The sequence below is a fragment of the Pseudomonas sp. SED1 genome (assembly GCF_034044025.1).
Taxonomy (GTDB): Bacteria; Pseudomonadota; Gammaproteobacteria; order Pseudomonadales; family Pseudomonadaceae; genus Aquipseudomonas.
Map to the genome: position 1 here is coordinate 1 of NZ_JAXCIS010000209.1, position 16,707 is coordinate 16,707.

The following is a 16,707-nucleotide window of genomic DNA, read 5'->3' on the forward strand; positions in this document are numbered from 1 at the left end:
TGTTCTTCAGGCTTCAGGCATCAGCTGTTGGCGGCATTCGAGGGTCAGCTTCGCGCCGCCACTCTCGCTGCTGCCCACTTCCAGTTTGAACCCGTGCAGGTTGATGATCGCCGCCACAATCGACAGCCCCAACCCAAACCCGCCTTGCTGTTGATTGCCTTCGTCCACCCGATAGAAACGCTGGAACACTGCCGCGCGTTCCGCCGCCGGAATTCCGGGGCCGGAGTCGAGCACTTCGATGCGGGTGCTGCCGGCGTCGTTGACGCCTCGCAGGATCACTACGCCGCCCGGTGGGGTGAATTTGATCGAGTTGCTCAGCAGGTTGGCCAGGGCTTCGAACAGCAATGCGCGGTCGCCGGTGATCCACGGTAATGAGGCCGGCACTTGCAGCAGCAGTTCCATCTCGCCTTCTTCCGCCAGGGGCAGGTAGAAGTCGTGGAGCTCTTGCAGCAAGGGCAAGGGATCTAGCACGAGGAAGCCTGAGCGACGTTGGTGGTCTTCCAGTTCGGAAATCCGCAGCAGGCCGCGAAAGCGCGCCATCAAGGTGTCGGTCTCGGCGATGGCCGCGTCCAGTTGCAAGGCGTGGGGCGCGTCTTCATCGGCCTGCTGCTGGATCCGGTACAGCTGCGCCCGCAGGCGGGTCAGCGGGGTGCGCAGGTCGTGGGCGATGTTGTCGCACACGCCCTTGACCTCGTTCATCAGCTTCTCGATGCGGTCGAGCATCGCGTTGACGATGGCCGCCAGCATGTCCAGTTCGTCGCGTCGGTCAGACAACGGCAAGCGGTGGGTCAGGTCGCCGGCCACGATGGCTTCGGCGCTGGCCTGGATTCCGCGAATCCGCCGCAACGGACGCCGTCGCAGCAGGTGCCAGCCAGCCGCGCCAGGAATGATCGTCAGGGTAATCCCCCACAGCAGGGCGTGCAGGATGATGCGGGTCACGCCGAACAGCGAGCCGTTGGCGCGAACCAAAATCAGCCAACGGCCATCTTCGGTGTGGGTGGCCACGGCGTCGCAGCTGTCGCGGGGCAGTTTCGGGTCATCGGAATTGATGCAGTTGGCCAGGGCATGGATGTGCCCGTCCATCGGCAGGTCCGGCGGTATCACACGGATCGGGCCGCTGATGGGGTTGAACTGGTTGTCGAACAGCCCGTATGCGTCAACACCCTTCATGTCGAAGGTCATGCTGGTGGTCAGGGCTTCCACCAGTTCTTCGCCGTCAAACCGCTGGAACAAATGCTGGCGCTGCATCAGCGAGTGGCGCGAGAGGTCGCCCAGGTAACCGGAGACCTCGTAGTAGAGCACACCCATGAGGATGCAGCTCCAGGCCACGAACAACGAACTGTAGAGCGCCAGCAGCCGGCTGCTGGAGGAGCGCCAGCCTTTAGAGGGGTTCAGCAATGACATACCCGGAACCTCGTACCGTGCGGATCAGCGGCGTGAGGCCCGGCGGGTCGATTTTTTTGCGCAGGCGACCGATGTGCACATCGATCAGGTTGGTGCCCGGGTCGAAGTGATAACCCCAGACCTCCTCAAAGATCATCATCCGCGACAGGATCTGCCCGGTGTTGCGCATCAGGAATTCCAGCAGTTTGTATTCCGTCGGCAACAGGCTCAAAGGCTGTTCGGCGCGGCTCGCTTCGCGGCTGATCAGGTTCAGTTCCAGATCCGCTACGCGCAGTGCGGTTTCGAACTCCTTGACCGTGCTTTTGCGCCGCAGCAGCACTTCGACGCGGGCGGCCATTTCGTCGGAGGCGAACGGTTTGGTCAGGTAGTCATCACCACCGGCGCGCAGGCCGCGTACCCGTTCATCCACGTCGGAGAGGGCGCTGATCATCAGGATCGGTGTGGATACACCGATGGTGCGCAGGGTGGTGACGATGGCCAGGCCATCCAGTTCCGGGAGCATGCGGTCGAGGGTGATCAGGTCGTAATCACCGCTGACGGCACGTACCAGGCCTTCGCGGCCGTTGTCTACCCAGTCTACGTCCAGTCCATGGCTACTCAGCTCGGCAACGATCTCGCGGGCCGTTACGGCGTCGTCCTCGATGGTCAAAATGCGGGTCATAAGGATTACCTGGTGAGCGATTCACACTGAAGTGCGGGCATTTTGCCAAGAAATGATAGCCCGCTTCCTAAATAAAAATTTATGTAGGCACAAACGACACAATTCACCTTACCCCGGTGAATCTGAACGAACGCTGTGTGTGTAGGATTTTTTGCTTCCCATGGCGCGAGCATGGGTTATTTCCTACGAGGAATGCATAACGCCCGCCGCTCCAGGGCATTTCTTGCAAGTTGCATGGTTCAAATTAGTTCAAATTACTTAAGTATTTGAAATATATAGGCTTTTAATTTTTAGACATCTGGCACGTCGCCTGCACTGTCCCTTTTGAGACTTGTAACACTATTTTTCATGCCTGGAGCAAAACAACAATGATCACATCCTCATCCACGCTGCAAGAATCGAGTTCGCTCTCCGGGGTTTCCTGGGGCGCGATCTTTGCCGGGGCCGCTGCCGCGGCTGCGTTGTCCTTGATCCTGGTACTGCTGGGCTTCGGCCTGGGCTTTTCGGCGGTTTCGCCGTGGGCCGACAGTGGCATCAGCGCCAAAGGGCTTGGCATTTCCACCATTGTCTGGCTGGCGGCTACGCAAATCATCGCGTCGGGGATGGGCGGTTACATCGCCGGTCGCCTGCGGGTGAAATGGGCCAATATGCACGGCGATGAGGTGTACTTCCGCGACACCGCCCATGGCTTCCTGGCCTGGGCCGTGGCGACACTGGTGACGGCGGTGTTGATCGTCGGTTCGGTCAGCAGTGTTGTCAGCGGTGGTGTAAAGGCAGGTGCCAGTGTGGCATCGGGTGCCGCCAGCGGCATGAGCCAGGCGGCGGGTGCTGCCACCAAGGGTGAAGACTTCGGCTACTACGTCGACAGCCTGTTCCGTGATGATCGCCCGGCAGCCGTCAGCGATGACGCGGTGCACGGTGTGGTCGCGCGTATCTTCGCCCGCACGGTGAGCAACAACGGCCAACTGGCACCTGAAGACCGTGCGTATCTGGCGCAGTTGATCAGCCAGCGTACCAACCTCAGCCAGGCCGACGCCGAGGCGCGTGTTGACCAGGTCTATGGCCAGGCACAAAAAGCACTGGATGATGCCAAGTTGAAAGCCAAACAGGCTGCCGACACCGCTGCGAAAGTGGCTGCCTACACATCGCTGTGGACCTTCGTGGCGCTGTTGATCGGTGCGTTTTTTGCCAGCCTCGCTGCAACCTTTGGCGGTCGTCGCCGGGATGCCGTGGTGTACCTGGAGACCGATGCCTACACCACTTCCACTTCGCTGCCACCTGTTCGTTAATTCAAGGAGAACGTCATGCGCTCATTACTGTTGTTTTTCCTCGGTGTGCCTATCCCGGTCATCATCCTGATCGCGATCTTCATGCACTGATCCTGAGTCTTGCTCGTCCAATGTGGGAGCGGGCTTGCTCGCGAAGGCGGTTTATCAGTCACATCTGAATTGGCTGACCCACCGCATTCGCGAGCAAGCCCGCTCCCACATTTTGTTTTGTGTCGTTGCTGCATTCCGGGCGAAGGCGAAATCTCCGGATTTTGTTAATTGTTGCTTAACCGCCGTTTAGCTAAGCTCTCGTCCCATGAGCCGCTATCTGCGTTTTTTACTGGTCCTGTTGTTGAGTCTTGCGCTTCCCCTGACCGGGATGGCGGGTGTGCCGTCGAGTACCGAGCCGTGCCCGATGCAGATGTCCGATATGCAGATGATGAGCGACATGGCCCCGGACTGTTGCCAGGACGGCGCCACCCCAGCCGACCACAGCAAAAGCTGTAAACCCGGCCAGGAATGCAAGACTGGCGGTATGCTGCAATTGTCGATGCCAGTGCTTAAGGCGCCGGCGACTGTTTCCCATGCGCTGCTGGTCAGCGTCTCTTCTGACTTTATTCCCGACCGCACGCCGTCCGGCGTCTGGCGTCCGCCCCGTACCTGAATCCTGTTGCACCTGAAGACTCGTCCCTGAACCGGGACGGCCTTGCTGTGGGCCGCGTAAAGCGGTGCGCAGCGCAACAGAACAGGACACTTCAAGATGAATTTCCTATGCGTGCGTGCCCTGGTGGTGGGCGTGCTGGCGTGGCCGACGCTGGCGTCTGCGCTGACCCTGGATGATGCCTTGCGCCTGGCGCAAAACAACGCGCCGTCGCTGACGGCTGAATCCTCCAAATTGCAGGCTGCTACTCAGGCGGCGATTCCGGCCGGTGAGCTGCCGGACCCGAAACTGGTAGTAGGCCTGCAAAATTTCCCCGTCGGCGGGCCCAATCGCGGCACGCTGTATGGCGATGACATGACCGAGCAAATGATCGGTATCCAGCAACAAGTGCCCAGCCGCGACAAACGTAAGGCACGGGTTGAGTTGGCCTCGGCCACCGTGGACACGGCTGCCGCCGAAGGCCGGATCGAACGCTTGAACGTACGGCAGGCCACCGCCCAGGCGTGGATTCGCGCCTATTCGGTGGAACGCAAAGAGGCACTGTTCAAGGACTTCTATCAGCAGAATCGCCTGCTGCAAGACACCGTGCGTGCGCAACTGGCCGGTGGTCGCGGGCAGCCCTCCGACGCAGTGATCCCGAAGCAGGAAGCGGCTGACCTGGCCGAACGCGAAGATGAGCTGATCCAGCAACGCGCCCAGGCCCGCGCGGCGCTCAAGCGCTGGATCGGCCCGGCTGCCAGTGAAGCCCCCAGCGGGCAGTTGCCGAACTGGAAAATCGACACCACGGGCCTCACCCACAACCTGCATCAGCATCCGGTTCTGCAAGCCTTTGTACCGCGCACCCGCGAGGCCGAAGCCCGGCTGAACGAGGCCAAGGCGCAAAAGACCTCGGACTGGAGTTGGGAAGTGGACTATCAGCACCGTGGCCGTGAGTACGGCGACATGGTCAGCCTGCAATTCACCGTCGATTTGCCGATCTTCCCCGGTCGCCGGCAGAACCCCGGTATCGCCGCCAAACAGGCCGAACTCGACCAACTGGATGCCGAACGCGAAGCCAAGACCCGTGAACACACCCAGGAACTCGAAGACGACCTGGCCAACTATCAACGCCTGGACCGCGCCGTGCAGCGCAGCCAGGACAGCCTGGTGCCGCTGGCCGAGGAGAAGGTGTCCCTGAGCCTGACGGGGTATCGCGCGGGCAAGGGCGACCTGATGAATGTGGTCAGCGCCCGCCGTGAGCTGGTCGAGGCACGCTTCAAACAGATTGATGCCATTGAGCAGCGCGCCCTGACCGGCGCCCAGCTGTATTTCGCTTACGGGGAACCCGCCAATGAATAACCGAATCGTGAATGTGGCCCTGCTGGGCGGCGTGTTGTTGCTGGGCCTGGGTGGCGGCTATTGGCTGGCGCAGATGCGCGCGGCTCAACCGGCCATGGCCGGGGCGATGCAGGCGCCGGGAGAGGAAAAGGCGCTGTACTGGTACGACCCGATGTACCCGCAGCAAAAGTTCGACAAGCCGGGCAAATCGCCTTTCATGGACATGCAATTGGTGCCGCGTTACTCCGGTGGTGCCGAAGAGAGTGCGTCGATTCAAATCGATTCGAGCCTGACCCAGAACATCGGCGTACGCCTGGCGAGTGTCAGTCGCGGCGTGCTGGCGTCGAGTCTTGATCTGTCGGGGATCCTGACCTTCAACGACCGCGATGTGGCAGTGGTGCAGGCTCGCGCTGCTGGATATGTAGAGCGGGTTTACGCCCGTGCGCCGGGTGATGTGCTCAAGGCTCAGGCGCCCCTGGCTGACATTCTGGTGCCCGAATGGGCCGCCGCCCAGGAAGAGTTTCTTGCTCTGCGACATAGCGATCCAGGGTTGTTGACTGCCGCCCGCCAGCGCCTGCGCTTGACTGGAATGCCTGCCGGGTTGATCACGCAGATGGAGCGCAGCGGCCGGGTGCAATCGGTGATGACCATGACCACCCCGTTAGGCGGCGCGTTGCAAACCCTGGACGTTCGCGAGGGCATGACCGTTGCGGCCGGACAAACCCTCGCGCGAGTCAACGGCCTGGGCACCGTGTGGCTGCAAGTCGCTGTGCCTGAAGCCCAGGGCGCCGCATTGGCGGTCGGGCAAACCGTCGAGAGCCGTTTTGTCGGGCTACCGGGCCAGGTATTCAAAGGCACCGTCGCCGCAATCCTGCCTGCCACCGCCATGGACAGCCGCACCGTGCAGTTGCGAGTCGAACTGCCCAACCCTGACGGCAGGTTGCGTCCCGGCATGACCGCCCAGGTACGACTGGCCCAATCGACCGGGCAATCGGTGCTGTTGCTGCCGAGCGAGGCGTTGATTCGTACCGGCAAACGCGCGCTGGTGATGGTGGCCGAGGAGGGCGGACGTTATCGCCCGGTGGAAGTCCAGGTGGGCGCAGAAAACCAAGACCAGACCGTCATCCTCGCAGGCTTGCAGGAAGGCCAGCAGGTAGTCGCCTCGGGTCAATTTCTGCTGGACTCTGAAGCAAGTTTGAAGGGAATTACCACTCAGGCGTCCGACGGTTTTTCAAATGAAGGGTCCATGGACGGCATGAGCATGCAACCGGGAGCCCGGCCATGATCGCCCTGTTGATTCGCTGGTCGGTGGCCAACCGCTTTTTGGTGTTGCTGGCGACGTTATTCGTGACCGCGTGGGGCCTGTGGTCGATCCAGAACACTCCGGTGGATGCTCTGCCGGACCTGTCGGATGTGCAGGTGATCATCCGTACGCCATACCCGGGCCAGGCGCCGCAAATTGTCGAGAATCAGGTCACTTACCCGATGACCACCACCATGCTCTCGGTGCCGGGTGCGAAGACCGTGCGCGGCTTTTCGTTCTTCGGCGACAGCTACGTCTACGTGCTGTTCGACGAAGGCACCGACCTGTATTGGGCGCGCTCGCGGGTGCTGGAATACCTGAGCCAGTTGCAGGCGCGCTTGCCGGCATCTGCCAAGCCGGCGCTGGGCCCGGACGCCACCGGTGTTGGCTGGATCTATCAGTACGCGCTGGTGGATCGCACCGGCAAACATGACCTGGCGCAACTGCGCTCGTTGCAGGACTGGTTCCTCAAGTTCGAACTCAAGACCCTGCCCAACGTCGCCGAAGTGGCGACCATCGGCGGCCAGGTCAAGCAGTATCAGGTACAGATCGATCCCCTGGCCCTGGCCAGTCGCGGTATCACCCAGGCGCAAGTGGTGGAAGCCATCGGCAAGGCCAATCAGGAAACCGGCGGCTCGGTGCTGAGCATGGGCGAGTCGGAGTACATGGTGCGCGCCTCCGGCTACCTGAAAACCCTGGAAGACTTCCGTGCCATTCCCCTGCGGCTCGACGCCAACAACGTGCCAGTGACCCTCGGCGATGTAGCGACGATCCAACTGGGCCCGGACATGCGCCGAGGCATCAGCGAGCTGGATGGAGAAGGCGAGGCGGTAGGCGGCGTGGTCATCCTGCGCAGCGGCAAGAACGCCCGCGAGGCTATCGCGGCGGTCAAGACCAGGCTGGAACAACTGAAAACCAGCCTGCCCCCCGGCGTCGAAATCGTCACCACCTACGATCGCAGCAAACTCATCGACCGCGCCGTGGACAACCTCAGCCATAAACTGCTGGAAGAGTTTCTGGTGGTGGCGCTGGTGTGCGGGATTTTCCTGTGGCACCTGCGCTCGTCCCTGGTGGCGATCATCTCGTTGCCGGTAGGGGTGCTGATTGCCTTTATCGTCATGCGCTTCCAGGGGATCAACGCCAACATCATGTCCTTGGGCGGGATTGCGATTGCCATCGGCGCGATGGTCGATGGCGCGGTGGTGATGATCGAGAATGCCCACAAGAAAATCGAGGCCTGGCACCACGCACATCCGAATCGCGAATTGAAGGGCGAGGAGCATTGGAAGGTCATCACTGATGCGGCGGTGGAGGTGGGGCCGGCGCTGTTTTTCTGCCTGCTGATCATCACCCTGTCGTTTATCCCGGTGTTCACCCTGCAAGCCCAGGAAGGCCGGTTGTTCGGCCCGCTGGCCTACACGAAGACCTACGCCATGGCCGCAGCGGCAGGGTTGTCGGTGACCTTGATCCCGGTGCTGATGGGGTACTGGATCCGCGGGCGTATTCCCGACGAGCAACGCAACCCGCTGAATCGCGGCCTGATCAAACTCTATCAACCGGCCCTCGAAGCCGTATTGCGCTGGCCGCGCATGACCCTTCTGGTGGCGCTGCTGATGGTCGCGAGTGCGCTGTGGCCGATGTCGCATCTGGGCGGTGAATTCCTGCCGCCGCTGGATGAAGGCGACTTGCTGTACATGCCTTCGGCGCTGCCGGGATTGTCGACGCAAACCGCAGGCGCGTTGCTGCAGCGTACCGACCGCTTGATCAAGAGCGTACCGGAAGTCGCCCATGTGTTCGGCAAGGCCGGCCGCGCAGAAACGGCCACCGACCCGGCGCCGCTGGAAATGTTCGAAACCACCATTGAGTTCAAGCCGCGAGATCAATGGCGCCCCGGCATGACCCCGGAAAAACTGGTGAAGGAACTCGACCGCGTGGTGCAGGTGCCGGGGCTGACCAACATCTGGATTCCGCCGATCCGCAACCGCATCGACATGCTCGCCACGGGGGTCAAAAGCCCGATCGGCGTCAAGGTCGCGGGCACTAGTCTGATGGAAATCGACGCGGTAACCCAGGCCGTGGAAAAGGTCGCCAAGACGGTGCCTGGCGTCAGCTCGGCCCTGGCGGAACGCCTGACGGGCGGGCGCTACATCGACGTGGATATCAATCGCCCGGCAGCCGCGCGTTATGGCCTGAACATCAGCGATGTGCAGTCCATCGTCTCCGGGGCGATTGGCGGTGAAAACATCGGCGAGACGGTCGAAGGCCTCGCGCGTTTCCCCATCAACCTGCGCTACCCGAAAGAATGGCGCGATTCGGTGGCGGCGTTGAGCAACCTGCCGATTTATACGCCGTCGGGCAGCCAGATCACCTTGGGCACCGTGGCCAACATCAAGGTCACCGAAGGCCCGCCGATGCTCAAGAGCGAAAACGCCCGGCCTTCCGGCTGGGTGTACATCGACGTGCGCGACCGTGATTTGGCGTCGGTGGTGAAGGACTTGCGTGCGGCGATCAACCAGCAGGTGCAGTTGCAACCGGGCATGAGCCTCAGTTACTCGGGGCAGTTCGAGTTCCTGGAGCGGGCCAATGAACGCCTGAAGCTGGTAGTGCCGGCGACCTTGCTGATCATCTTCGTGCTGCTGTACCTGACGTTCCGCCGGGTGGATGAGGCGCTGCTGATCCTCGCCACGTTGCCGTTCGCGCTGACCGGTGGGGTCTGGTTGCTGTACTGGCTGGGCTTCAACCTGTCGGTGGCGACCGGCGTCGGGTTTATTGCATTGGCGGGGGTGTCGGCCGAGTTCGGCGTGATCATGCTGCTGTACCTGAAAAACGCCTGGGCTGAACGCCAGGGAGGAGGGGACCAGGCCTTGCTGGAAGCCATCACCGAAGGCGCCGTATTGCGCGTGCGCCCCAAGGCGATGACCGTCGCCGTGATCATCGCCGGCTTGCTGCCGATCCTGTTGGGCGGCGGCACCGGCAGCGAAGTCATGAGCCGAATTGCCGCGCCAATGATTGGCGGCATGCTCACCGCACCCTTGCTCTCCCTCTTCGTCATCCCGGCGGCCTACCGCCTCATGCGCAAATCCCAAAGCTGACAAAAATCAAATGTGGGAGCGGGCTTGCTCGCGAAAGCGGTGTGTCAGTCGCCAGATGTACTGGCTGACACACTGCCTTCGCGAGCAAGCCCGCTCCCACATTTAGACCTCATTCAGCCTGACCCACCGCTCCTCCCGAGCCGCAACCCGAATCGCCGTAGCCAACCGCTCAACTTCCCAAGCCGCTGCAAAATCCGTCCCATCGCTACCATTCCCAGCCAACGCCATCACCAACTCATGCACCTCCAGCGTCTTCAACTCGTTGTACCCCAACTGATGCCCCGGTGCCGGGCTGAACGCGGCATACCCGGGCAGCGAAGGCCCCGCCAGCAACCGCTGAAACCCATCCTGCCCAACCCGAAACAGCTGCAACTCATTCAACCGTTCCTGATCAAACAACAACGTGCCCCGCGTGCCACTGATCTCAAAGCTCAGGTGATTCTTATACCCATGCTTCAGCCAACTACTGCTCACCGTCCCCCGCGCACCATTGGCAAACCGCAGCAACGCATGCACCTGATCGTCCACCGCAATCTCCCGCAGCGTGTCACTTCCGGCAGTAGCAGGCCGTTGCCCATGCACCGTTTGCGTATCGGCACACACACTCAGCACATCCCCCACCAGGTACCGCGCCATCGACAGCAAGTGACTGCCCAAATCCGCCAACGCACCGCCGGCATGCCCCACCTCACAGCGCCACGACCACGGCGACGATGCATCCGCCATGAAATCCTCGCTGAATTCCCCCTGGAAACTGATGATCTCCCCCAATTCACCACTGGCGATCAACTGCCGGGCCAGGCCAATCATCGGGTTGTGCTGATAGTTGTAGCCGACCCGCGTCACTACCCCGGCCTTGCTCGCCGCATCACGCATGGCTGCTGCCTGTTCCAGGCTCACCGCCAGCGGCTTCTCGCAATACACCGCCTTGCCCGCCGCCAGCGCAGCCATGGCCATCGGGAAGTGCAAATGGTTAGGGGTAGTGATGGCGACGACATCGACCTTGGGATCGTCGATCAACTGCTGCCAGTCGCCATGGGCCTGGGCAAACCCCCAGTCCGCGGCGCAACGTGTCGCGCGTTCGGTATCGGCATCGGCCAGGGCGGCCAGTCTGAGCTTCACCGGCAGCTCAAACACCGCCCGCGCGTTATTGAATGCCAGAGCGTGGGCACGCCCCATAAAGCCTGTGCCAATCAGGCCGATTCCGAGTTCGCGCATAGCCGGGTTCCTTCGAATTATTGTTTTGAGAAGGCTATTTATGGAATAAATATTCCCAAAACTCAATACATAGAATAAAAATTCATTTTCGAAGGTCACACTTCACCCCGTGGCGAGGGAGCTTGCTCCCGCTGGAGTGCGAAGCACTCCCAAGATATTGGGCCCGCTGCGCAGCCCAGCGGGAGCAAGCTCCCTCGCCACAACAGCCCCCTCCACGATCACCGCTGCTGATAGTGCTACATTCAGTAGTGGCTCAAACCCCCTCCAGTTAACAAAACATAACGTAGCGCCGATTGTCAGACGATTCCAAAGCCCGCTAGGATGGCCCAGCTTGCCCAAGGCGCTCTAGATTGCAGGTTTCAGGGCTCCCCGCGGCAAGACGACCTAACAATAATAAATGGGAGAAAGGTCTATGAGTGAGCCTGTCATGGGTGTGGTGTTTTTCCGCCCGAAGGCCACGCGCAGGGTCGCATTGCTGGCCACAGCGCTCTCGTTGCTGGGGGTTGTCGCGTTGTCGACACCGGCCCACGCCGCCACTGAAACCACCGCCGCAGCGGTATTTGCCATTGATTCCCCCAAGGCTGCCAAAAGCCTGATGATCGACGTGGTGCACGCAGGCAAACGCCTGGTCGCGGTCGGTGATCGCGGGCACATCCTCTATTCCGACGACCAGGGCGCGACCTGGAGCCAAGCCAAAGTCCCCACCCGGCAACTGCTGACCGCGGTGTTTTTCGCCGATGACCAACACGGTTGGGCGGTGGGCCATGACGCACAGATCCTCGCCACCACCGACGGCGGCCTGAGCTGGACTCAACAATTCCAGGACCTCAAGCGCGAAGCGCCGCTGCTCGACGTGTGGTTCAAGGACGCCAGCAATGGCTTTGCCGTGGGCGCGTACGGTGCGCTGATCGAAACCACCGACGGCGGCAAGACCTGGGACGACGTCAGCGACCGCCTCGACAACGAAGACCAATTCCACCTCAACGCCATCGCCCAAGTGAAAGACGCCGGGCTGTTTATCGTCGGTGAGCAGGGCAGCATGTTCCGCTCCCATGACGAGGGGCAAACTTGGGAAAAACTCGAAGGTCCCTACGAAGGCTCGCTGTTCGGCGTGATCGGCACGGCCCACGCGCAAACCCTGTTGGCCTACGGCCTGCGCGGCAACCTGTTTCGCTCCACGGATTTTGGCAGCACCTGGGAACCGGTGGAGCTGAACGCCACTCGTGGCGCGCTGGAGTTCGGCTTATCGGGCGCGACCCTGCTGGACGACGGCTCCATCGTGGTGGTGGGCAACGGCGGCAGCGTGGTGGTCAGCCACGATGACGGCCTGACCTTCAACGTATTCAATCGCCCGGACCGCATTTCGCTGTCGGCGGTCACGGCGGCGGGCAACGGCAACTTGATTCTGGTGGGACAAGGCGGCGTTCGCGTGGCGGGTCCAACTGGCGCCGAGCCGACAAAACAATAAGAAGGCGGGGACACCATGAGCAGTCATCACAACGACAAGGCCACGTTTCTCGAGCGCCTGATTTTCAATAACCGCCCGGCAGTGATCACGATCTGCCTGCTGGTGAGTATTTTCCTGTTCTGGCAGGCGACGTTGATTCGCCCGTCCACCAGCTTCGAAAAAATGATCCCGCTCAAGCACACCTTCATCGAGAAGATGATGGAGCACCGCAACGACCTGGCGAACTTGGGCAACACGGTGCGCATCTCGGTGGAGGCCAAGGACGGCGACATCTTCACGAAGGAGTACATGGAGACCCTGCGCCAGATCAACGACGAGGTGTTCTACATCTCCGGCGTCGACCGCTCCGGGCTCAAGTCCCTGTGGAGCCCCAGCGTGCGCTGGACCGAAGTCACTGAAGAGGGCTTTGCCGGCGGTGAAGTGATCCCCCAGAGCTACAATGGCTCGCCGGAGAGCCTCGATCAGTTGCGCAACAACGTGCTCAAGTCCGGGCAGGTCGGGCGGCTGGTGGCCAACGATTTCAAGTCGAGCATCGTCGACATTCCGCTGCTGGAGTCCTACCCGGACCCGCAAGACCAGGGCAAGCTGCTGGCCCTGGACTATCGCAAGTTCTCCCATGAACTCGAAGACAAGATCCGCGACAAGTTCGAAGCACAGAACCCCAACGTCAAAATCCACATCGTCGGGTTTGCCAAGAAGGTCGGCGACCTGATCGACGGCCTGGTGATGGTGGTGATGTTTTTCGGTATCGCCTTCGTCATCACCCTGGTGCTGCTGCTGTGGTTCACCAACTGCCTGCGCAGTACCGTCGCGGTGTTGAGCACCACGTTGGTGGCGGTTATCTGGCAACTTGGATTGATGCATGCCCTGGGTTTCGGGCTGGATCCGTACTCGATGCTGGTGCCGTTCCTGATCTTCGCCATCGGTATTTCCCACGGCGTACAGAAGATCAACGGCATCGCCCTGCAATCCAGTGATGCCGACAACGCCCTGACCGCCGCCCGGCGTACGTTCCGCCAGTTGTTCCTGCCGGGAATGATCGCGATCCTCGCCGACGCGGTCGGCTTTATCACCCTGCTGATCATCGACATCGGCGTGATCCGTGAACTGGCCATCGGCGCCTCGGTCGGTGTGGCGGTGATCGTGTTCACCAACCTGATCCTGCTGCCGGTCGCGATCTCCTACGTCGGCATCAGCAAACGCGCCATCGAGCGCAGCAAGAAAGATGCACACCGCGAACACCCGTTCTGGCGCCTGCTGTCGAAATTCGCCAGCCCCAAAGTCGCGCCGGTATCGATTGCGTTGGCATTGGTCGCCTTCGGTGGCGGCCTCTGGTACAGCCAGAACCTGAAGATCGGCGACCTCGACCAGGGCGCGCCGGAGCTGCGCCCGGACTCGCGCTACAACAAGGACAACAACTTCATCATCAGCAACTACTCCACCAGCTCCGACGTGCTGGTGGTGATGGTCAAGACGCCGCCGGAAGGCTGCTCGCGTTATGAAGCCATGGCGCCCATCGACCAGTTGATGTGGAAGATGCAGAACACCGAAGGCGTGCAGTCGGCCATCTCGTTGGTGACCGTGTCCAAGCAGATGATCAAGGGCATGAACGAGGGCAACCTGAAATGGGAAACCCTGTCGCGTAACCCGGATGTGCTGAACAACTCCATCGCCCGTGCCGATGGCCTGTATAACAACAATTGCTCCCTGGCGCCGGTGCTGGTGTTCCTCAACGACCACAAGGCCGAAACCCTCGACCGCGCGGTGCATGCGGTGCAGGACTTCGCCAAGGAGAACAACAAGGAGGGCCTGGAATTCATCCTCGCCGCCGGTAACGCCGGGATCGAAGCCGCCACCAACGAGGTGATCAAGGAATCCGAGCTGACCATCCTGATCCTGGTGTACCTGTGCGTGGCCACCATGTGCATGATCACCTTCCGCTCCTGGGCGGCGACCCTGTGCATCGTGTTGCCGCTGGTGCTGACCTCGGTGCTGGGCAACGCGCTGATGGCGTTCATGGGCATCGGCGTCAAGGTCGCGACCTTGCCGGTGGTGGCGCTGGGCGTGGGGATTGGCGTGGACTACGGCATCTACATCTACAGTCGCCTGGAGAGTTTCCTGCGCGCCGGTTTGCCGTTGCAGGAAGCCTATTACCAGACGCTCAAGTCCACCGGTAAAGCCGTGCTGTTCACCGGCCTGTGCCTGGCGATCGGCGTGGCGACGTGGATCTTCTCGGCCATCAAGTTCCAGGCCGACATGGGCCTGATGCTGACCTTCATGCTGCTGTGGAACATGTTCGGCGCGCTGTGGCTGCTGCCGGCGCTGGCACGCTTCCTGATCAAGCCCGAGAAGCTGGCGGGGCAGAAGGGCAATTCGTTGTTCGCTCACTGATTCATCGCTGTTCGCCAAAACGCCGTGGCCTGTGCCACGGCGTTTTGCATTGCGCGGGCTTAGGTCGATGCAACGATTTGACCTATCATGGGGTCTTTCCTCTTGATGATTGATGGTTATGACTGCTGACACCGCTACCTTGCTCAATGCTTTTGAAGACTGCCAGATGGTTGAAATCGATGGCCTGCATACCTTCGATTTCAGCCTGGATGACCAGAAGTTACTGATCATCTGCATGGACGGTCGTGACAAGAAGCACTGGAGATTCAGCCTGGAGCAGGTCAAGGCGGCGACCTTTGATCAAACCTTGCAAAGCTGGACCCTTACCGGTGACTCGGGCGAACACCGCCTGGTCTGCATGAGCGGCGTCACCGGCAACAATAATGACGAGGATGAAGCGGATGATGATGCGTAAATTCTGGCCCCTGCTGATGGCCGGCAGTGTAGGCGCGATGTCGGTCCAGGCCGCGCCGGTGGATACCTATGAATTGCTCGTCGGCAGCTACACCGCCGGCACCAGCGAAGGCATCTATCGCCTGCAGTTCGACAGCCGTACCGGGCAGTTCAGCGGCCAGCCGGTGCTCGCCGCCAAGACGGCCAACCCGTCGTGGCTGACCCTTTCCAAAGACCAGAAGCACCTGTTTGTGGTCAACGAAAACGGCCCGGGCCAAAAAGACCCGGTGGGGCGCGTCAGCAGCTACAGCATCGACCCGAAGAACCATCAACTGACCCTGATCAACCAGGTGCAGAGCCTGGGCAACGAGCCGACTCATTCCAGCCTGGCCAGTGACGGGCGCTACCTGTTCGTCGCCAACTATTCGGTGCTGGAAGACCCGGGCGGCAGCCTCGCGGTGTTGCCGGTAGATGCCCAAGGCAAACTGTCGCCGCCAGTGCAGTTGAGCGGGCACCCGGCCAGCCGGGTCAACCCGGAGCGTCAGGCCTCCAACCACGTGCATTCGGTGGTGTCTTCGCCGGACGGCAAATACGTGTTTGTCCAGGACCTGGGGGCGGACAAGCTCTTTGCCTACCACTACGATCCCAAGGCCAACCACGAACTGCCGCTGACCCCGGCCGATCCTGCGTTTGTGCAATTGCCACCGGGCAGCGGCCCGCGGCACCTGCTGTTCACCGCAGACGGCAAGCACGCGTGGCTGACCACCGAGATGAGCGCGCAAGTGGCGGTGTTTGACTACAACGATGGCAAGCTGACCCAGAAGCAACTGGTCAACTTTGCCGACGGCCAACCGGTGTCCGACAAGGCCGGCGCCGCGTTGCACACCTCAAGCGACGGCAAGTTCCTCTACGTGAGCAACCGAGGCACCGCCAACCAGATGCTGGTGTTTGCCATCGACCCGGCCACCGCGCAGTTGAAAGAGATCCAGCGCCGCTCGGTGGAAGGTGATCATCCCCGGGAGTTCGCCCTGGACCCCAGCGGCAAGTTCCTGCTGATCGCCAACCAGAAGAGCAACGAGATTGTGGTGGTCGAGCGCGACCCCAAGACCGGTCTTTTGGGCAAAACCGTGCAGAAACTGGCGATTGATGCCCCCAGCGACCTAAAGTTCCTGGTGCGACAATAAGCCACAGGCCCCGCAGTGCGGGGCCTGACTTGTTGTATTAATACTATTAATAGCGGCTAGTGTTTCAATGAATTTCTAAGGCTAACCCCTCGGGCGTAAGTTTGGTTCCAAGGCCAACACAGGCCACCCAGCCAACCGAACACAAGGGTTACCGACATGAACTTCAATCTCTTCTCGATCATCGCCGCTTCCGCTGTTTCCGCCACCGTAGCGTTGCCAGCCAGCGCCAGCGTCGAAATCAGCAGCAAAAAAACCAGCACCAGCGCCTACACCCAGAAATACCTGCAACAAAGCGCCAACTTCTATGCAGCGCTGGACCACAAAATCCAGAACTGATCTTGAAGCTG

General features: G+C 61.1%; 13 protein-coding genes. 10 read left to right on the top strand and 3 right to left on the bottom strand.

The window, feature by feature from the left end; all coding sequences use genetic code 11:
• Positions 1–6: 6 nt before the first annotated feature.
• Positions 7–1,404, bottom strand: a complete 1,398-nt coding sequence (locus SNL23_RS26890; protein WP_167663312.1) for a sensor histidine kinase — start codon at positions 1,402–1,404, stop codon at positions 7–9.
• Positions 1,382–2,065, bottom strand: a complete 684-nt coding sequence (locus SNL23_RS26895; protein ID WP_003219726.1) for a response regulator transcription factor — start codon at positions 2,063–2,065, stop codon at positions 1,382–1,384. The genes SNL23_RS26890 and SNL23_RS26895 overlap by 23 nt, the downstream gene beginning before the upstream one ends.
• A 368-nt stretch (positions 2,066–2,433) precedes the next feature.
• Between SNL23_RS26895 and SNL23_RS26900 the strand changes: the two genes are divergently transcribed.
• From SNL23_RS26900 to SNL23_RS26920, 5 genes are all read left to right on the top strand, one after another.
• On the top strand, positions 2,434–3,354 hold the full coding sequence (locus tag SNL23_RS26900; RefSeq protein WP_076016851.1) for a hypothetical protein: 921 nt from the start codon (positions 2,434–2,436) through the stop codon (positions 3,352–3,354).
• A gap of 295 nt (positions 3,355–3,649) precedes the next feature.
• Positions 3,650–3,997, top strand: coding sequence for a hypothetical protein (locus tag SNL23_RS26905; RefSeq protein ID WP_076016852.1), 348 nt, complete (start codon positions 3,650–3,652; stop codon positions 3,995–3,997).
• A gap of 96 nt (positions 3,998–4,093) precedes the next feature.
• Positions 4,094–5,332, top strand: a complete 1,239-nt coding sequence (locus SNL23_RS26910; protein WP_318304182.1) for a TolC family protein — start codon at positions 4,094–4,096, stop codon at positions 5,330–5,332.
• Positions 5,325–6,596, top strand: coding sequence for an efflux RND transporter periplasmic adaptor subunit (locus SNL23_RS26915; protein ID WP_318304184.1), 1,272 nt, complete (start codon positions 5,325–5,327; stop codon positions 6,594–6,596). The genes SNL23_RS26910 and SNL23_RS26915 overlap by 8 nt, the downstream gene beginning before the upstream one ends.
• Positions 6,593–9,706 carry an efflux RND transporter permease subunit gene (locus SNL23_RS26920; RefSeq protein ID WP_318304185.1) on the top strand — a complete coding sequence of 1,038 codons (3,114 nt, stop codon included), beginning with the start codon at positions 6,593–6,595 and terminating at the stop codon, positions 9,704–9,706. The genes SNL23_RS26915 and SNL23_RS26920 overlap by 4 nt, the downstream gene beginning before the upstream one ends.
• 102 nt (positions 9,707–9,808) lie before the next feature.
• On the opposite strand, the gene SNL23_RS26925 is transcribed toward SNL23_RS26920, so the two are convergent.
• Complete coding sequence (locus SNL23_RS26925) at positions 9,809–10,924, bottom strand: Gfo/Idh/MocA family protein (protein ID WP_318304186.1); 1,116 nt, start codon at positions 10,922–10,924, stop codon at positions 9,809–9,811.
• A gap of 427 nt (positions 10,925–11,351) precedes the next feature.
• Here SNL23_RS26925 and SNL23_RS26930 point away from each other — a divergent pair, with 427 nt between their 5' ends.
• The 5 genes from SNL23_RS26930 to SNL23_RS26950 all read left to right on the top strand — a co-directional run bounded on the left by SNL23_RS26930 (position 11,352) and on the right by SNL23_RS26950 (position 16,696).
• Positions 11,352–12,392: a WD40/YVTN/BNR-like repeat-containing protein gene (locus SNL23_RS26930; protein ID WP_318304188.1), complete on the top strand. Its 1,041-nt coding sequence runs from the start codon at positions 11,352–11,354 to the stop codon at positions 12,390–12,392.
• A gap of 15 nt (positions 12,393–12,407) precedes the next feature.
• Entirely contained in the window at positions 12,408–14,783 is a 2,376-nt protein-coding gene (locus SNL23_RS26935; protein WP_318304187.1) for an efflux RND transporter permease subunit, read from the top strand.
• Positions 14,784–14,901: 118 nt separating this feature from the next.
• The gene (locus tag SNL23_RS26940; RefSeq protein WP_076016859.1) at positions 14,902–15,198 is read left to right on the top strand and encodes a DUF5629 family protein; all 297 of its coding nucleotides are present in this window, start codon (positions 14,902–14,904) and stop codon (positions 15,196–15,198) included.
• A complete protein-coding gene (locus SNL23_RS26945; RefSeq protein ID WP_167663304.1) occupies positions 15,185–16,360 on the top strand; it encodes a lactonase family protein in 1,176 nt (391 codons plus the stop codon). The genes SNL23_RS26940 and SNL23_RS26945 overlap by 14 nt, the downstream gene beginning before the upstream one ends.
• A 156-nt stretch (positions 16,361–16,516) precedes the next feature.
• Positions 16,517–16,696, top strand: coding sequence for a hypothetical protein (locus SNL23_RS26950; protein WP_003211212.1), 180 nt, complete (start codon positions 16,517–16,519; stop codon positions 16,694–16,696).
• The last annotated feature ends 11 nt before the right edge of the window (positions 16,697–16,707 follow it).